Here is a 4,716-nt window from a genome sequence, read left to right on the forward strand (position 1 = left end):
CTACCTCGGCGACGATTGCTGCCTGCTTGCCCACCATACCTGGATACCGGTCAACAACCAGAATGTCAGCGTGGTCCGGGACCTGATCCTGATTGCATTGACTTTGGCTTGCAGCGTATCAAGGCGCGACAGCAGGTCACTTAGCTTGCGTCCCAGGCCCGTGATCAGCTGCTGCCACATATTTTCAGCGGCTTTGCGTCGTGGAGGGAGCCCCTGCAGTTCGTCGCGGAGGACACTCAGCGTGGCCTCTACGGTGTCTCGTTCGTACTGAGCCGTGGTTTGCGTATGGATCCGGCGTAGCGCTCGGCACAGGCGGTCATCAGCGTCCTTTTCATCATCCAGCGTCGTCCGGTATGCATCAAAGAGGGGCCGGATGGCTGCGAGCATATCGTCTGCATCATCTTCAACCGAATGCGCTACCAGCGGGCTGTCGGAGGCGGTCGGTTTTTCTGTATCCTCGTTTGAAGGTGCCCATGCAGCGGGGGGAGCGTGTAAAGCGCGTTGCTCTTCTTTCAGTTCTTGGCGGTACTCCTGAATCTGTTCATAGCGTGCCTCAGCATTGTGGATGCGCTTGTCATGCATCTGCATATCGTTACGTACCGCATCACGGCGCTGCGTAACGTCTTGCATCTCGGCCTTGATCTGCTTTTTCTTGCGGCGAAGTTCAGGAATCTGCCGGGCGGCTTCTTCAGCGTTTTGGTACCGATGCAGCGCTGCCTGAAGCTCATCAATCGTTGCTTGTAATGACTGCACCTTTGCATCCATCGTAGACCGGTTCTCAGCTATCTTCAGGCGTTCTCGAAGCCGCTCTTGCTCGTTCGTAGCATTCTGCAATTCTGTACGGATCCGCCCAGCATCAATGTACTGATCTAATGGAGGTGGCGTCAGCCCGTTCAACGAGAGCGTGCCCCACGGGGCTACCCACGGGGTGGCAGTGAGTGTGTCATCCAGGTGCTGCAGACGCTTCAGAAGGGCCTCGTAGTCAGTAATGCTCAAGTACGATCCCGATGGACTCAAATCCAGCAATTCCGGGTTCAGAATGCGAAACAGCCGGTCCATGCGGGCGGTGCCGAGCGCCTTCTTGAGGCCAGGTCCTACTGCATCTTCAAGGTTTTCCAGTCGGCGGCGCGTTCGCTCCACAGTGCTCCTGACTCGTTTGAGGCGAGCACGAATGCGCTTTGGGTTGTCTGCGTCGATAGACTGTATCTTGGCACGCAGTGACGCCTGCTCTTCGCGCAAGTGCTTCAGGTCACGCTCGGTTGCTTCGGGGTCTATCTCTGCTGCCGCTTCCGCCCTCCTCTTGAACCGTTGCAGGGTCCCGTTCACGCTTCCCAGCGTCTGATTCAGCTCGTCTCGCCGTGTATCCAGCCCGCGATACGTCTCTTGGAGATGGCTGCGCGCGCTCTTTTCTTGATGGATGGTCTGCGTCTGAGCGCGAGCCGCCTCCTCAAGCATGTCGCGAAGCTCGTTGGCCGTGTGCATAATCTGCTTCCACGTCTGCACACCTGTGTCCCGAAGGTATTGACGCCGGTCGTAATGCCTGAGTGCGGTGCGGATGCTGTCTTCAATCATTTCCATCTTCTCGATCTCATCCCGCTGGCCCTGCATTTTTGCAAACTGATCGGCATAATCCGTTTTGAGGTCGACCGAGAGGTCGCCGAGTTCAGCAGCGTATGTGTTGCAGAGCGTAGACTTCAGCGTGTGTTGATCCAGATGGCGAAGTCGAATTAGGCCTTTGAATAAGTCGCGGAAGCGATCATAACCCTCCTGGCTCTTTACGGGTACAAGTCCAAGGTGTACGGCCTTATTCTCCCCTATGCCGGTAAGAGCCGCACGAAGATGGCCTGCCTTCATCAGCCGCAGGTTCTTGAGCGCCAACTCGGGCTTTACCTCGTCCATGGGTCGCGGCGCGTTGGTGTCCGTTAGAAAATCGCTTCGGACCCACGGCCCAGCATACGCAAAACGCTGTATGTCGTAGTTCTTTGCAGGGCCGGTACCGTGCAGTCCAAAAACTTGCAGCCCCTCCGGAGTGCGGCACTCAAACAGAACGTAGCTGTAGCGTTCGGGAAAGTAATAGCGTTTTGTTTCCCGGGTGGTGTATCCGGCAAACGACATATGGCTGATCTTGTCCACGTATAGCAACTGAAGCAAGTTGACCAGCGTGGTTTTCCCCACATTGTTCGGGCCAATCAGATGGAGCGGACGCGTCAGGTCCACATCGGCAAAATCAAAGGTGCCTGCATGAATAAGAACGAGGCGCGTAGGTCCAAGAAAAGCCATGGGGCAATGACGTTGTGCAGCAAAGAGGACGGCTTGCGGAAAGACGGCTTGCGGATAGGAGAGCGTGTCAGGTTTCTGGAAGCGGAGGCAGTGGCTTAGCAGACGGGTCGGCCTTTGCATCAGCGTTGGGCGCAGTACCAGAGGCCTCGCTCATCTCCACTGCTTCGATACATAGATCGAGAAAGCGGTATGCTGCCGTTCGAAACTGGAACGCGCCCCCAGTTCGGGTTTCGGCGAACCCATACTTTTCGAGCAACCGAACCACGCGTGCCAGGTCATCGGCATCGTTAATATCTACCTGCTCCATGTACTCGCGATACCGTTCGGACGCAAGATGGGGCAGCTCCTCAATGCGCCACCATGTATCGAAAAAAGGAGGCACGATCGCTGCGTACTCGTTGCTCATCGACTCAACCATCACCAGGACAAACAAGCCCATCGTACGCGCTTGTTTTCCAGGATTCTTAGAGGGATCAGCAGCCAGATAGACGACATTTTGATGGTGTTTGTGCAGGCGCAGCCCGAAGGCACCGAAGGCTTTCTCGTAGGCATCAAAATCATTCCAAAGCACTCGAAAGAGGTCGCCGTCTGCTGGCGTAAAGTGATAGCCTCTACGGAGACGGTCGAAGATCGTGGCGAGATGGGGAAGAGACGTCATAATCATGTAAGCGCAATAATCACGTAAGCACAGTTAGGCGACAGTCAATGCGACAGCTTCCACCCGAGCGGGATGGGCTTCGAGGAGGCATCTGCCATGCGTGTAGGTGCGCGATGTAGCATCAAACGAGATGCGTAGCTTCTGGCTTTGCAGAATGTATCGGTAGGCGGCCAAAACATGTGACACATCGGCATCTGCGAACTGATCAACAAGATGAGCCATCACATCGTCAATAGGGCACGCCTGCACCGTTTGAGCGATAAGTTCGTCGCGGTGCGGGAGGGGCGCTGGTTGCGCGTCGGTTGCCCGTTGCGGAATGGGATCGGGTGGAGCTGGCGTATAGGCCCGCATATCCAGCAGAAAGCTCCGCATGGCGTTGTCGTCCAAGACGGTGCGTATGTTGATGCGGAGCAGTCGAAGGCGCTCAGGAAGGCCGAGCACATCGGGGCCGGAGCGATGAACCGCTTGCAGAAGCTTTGAGGCGCCGCGAACGAGCATGGTGCTGCGCACTTGTGCTTTGAACAATGGGATCACTTCATCGCGTGCTGTTTCAAAGTTTTGGAGTACGTGGCGCCGCACGCGTCGCAGACGGGCTCCAGTAACGGCAAGTTCACGCAGCACCGCGGGAGCATCGGCAAACGACGGCTGCACATGCCCAAGCGTGGTTTCCAGCTGCGAAAACTGCTCCTCTGCCATACCGCCGGAGTGCACAATCGCTTCCAGCGGGCGGATGTGGTCGTCCATCATTTCCAGAAGAATGGAGAAGCGGTCTTCTACGCTTATGCCTTTCGTTTGAGCCCGTAGTGCCGTAACGCGATGCAGGATCGCCTCACGGTTGGTGCGCGAGAGCCTGCGGATCTCCTCCAATGCGTCTCCAAGATGTTCGAGCGTTCGGATGGCGCCGTTTTGCAACTGCTGCTCGCCGAACTGGTGAAGGCGCTGCCGGTCGGTTGCAATCTGCTCCAGGTGCCCTCGGAGTACTTTCGGAGTGCTCAGCACCTGTTCGCGCTGAAACTCGCGCAAGAGCCGCTGAACGCGCATCGTGGGTTCGTACACAGCAGATTGCTCAGGAAGCGGCTCGATGAGCCCGTGGGTGCAGAGCTGCCGAAAAACATGTGACACCGACGGGGCAGCGGTGCTACGGCCTTGTTGGGCATGCCGAAGATGAGTGCGAATCTCTGCCTCTCGGAGTCCATGCGGGGCTGCATGCACCGCCTGCAACGTAGAGAGGTGATCATGCATCAGACGCAGAAAGGTCGTTAAATCGGGATGGGGCATGCTTCGCCGCTACGCTGCCGGCTTGAGATATGGAAATCTACACGATGTAAAGGTAAAGTTAAGTGCGTTGCGAGAGAAGTGCAACCGAGCAAGCACCGGCAGACGACACATTTGCATCGAAGCGGTGCGTTCTGTGCCGCTCGTCCCCGGCAAGATTTTTTACCAGGGGAGTGATCACGTAACGTCTATACACGGCCCCGTATCATAAGTAGACCCACAAAAGTATCTTATACCATCTGCGCTGAATCATCATACAGGTGTTTGCAATCGGTGAGCGACGAAACTCGCCTTAATGTCGCCGGGGACGCAAGCGGTACCGACAGCTGTCGGAAGAATATCCCGGGCGGCCTCCAACCTAACGTGTACATCGAAGTCTCGCACCTGGTATTAGGAGACGTAAGTAAAGACAGGCATGAAGTTGGGGGTTTGTGCATTTCAAACCGGTATCATGTGCGCCCCGACGTTACTTAATACACGCGCTCATTCGTACGGTGCTACGC

Annotated in this window: 3 protein-coding genes; all 3 read right to left on the minus strand. The window is 56.4% G+C overall.

Annotation, left to right across the window (positions count from 1 at the left end; genetic code table 11):
- The 3 genes from R6U20_RS11100 to R6U20_RS11110 all read right to left on the minus strand — a co-directional run bounded on the left by R6U20_RS11100 (position 1) and on the right by R6U20_RS11110 (position 4,216).
- Entirely contained in the window at positions 1-2,280 is a 2,280-nt protein-coding gene (locus tag R6U20_RS11100; protein WP_410337924.1) for a hypothetical protein, read from the minus strand.
- A 67-nt stretch (positions 2,281-2,347) separates the two neighbouring features.
- Positions 2,348-2,938: a condensin complex protein MksE gene (locus R6U20_RS11105; RefSeq protein ID WP_410337925.1), complete on the minus strand. Its 591-nt coding sequence runs from the start codon at positions 2,936-2,938 to the stop codon at positions 2,348-2,350.
- Between the two features lie 33 nt (positions 2,939-2,971).
- Entirely contained in the window at positions 2,972-4,216 is a 1,245-nt protein-coding gene (locus tag R6U20_RS11110; protein ID WP_410337926.1) for a hypothetical protein, read from the minus strand.
- Between the last annotated feature and the right edge of the window lie 500 nt (positions 4,217-4,716).

It is taken from the genome of Longimonas sp. (genome assembly GCF_046498435.1).
GTDB lineage: Bacteria > Bacteroidota > Rhodothermia > Rhodothermales > Salinibacteraceae > Longimonas.

What these genes read in the sequence shown, in the direction of transcription:
- R6U20_RS11105 (WP_410337925.1), bottom strand. Translation starts at nt 2,938, where the DNA reads ATGACGTCTCTTCCCCATCTCGCCACGATCTTCGACCGTCTCCGTAGA.
- R6U20_RS11100 (WP_410337924.1), bottom strand. Translation starts at nt 2,280, where the DNA reads ATGGCTTTTCTTGGACCTACGCGCCTCGTTCTTATTCATGCAGGCACC.
- R6U20_RS11110 (WP_410337926.1), bottom strand. Translation starts at nt 4,216, where the DNA reads ATGCCCCATCCCGATTTAACGACCTTTCTGCGTCTGATGCATGATCAC.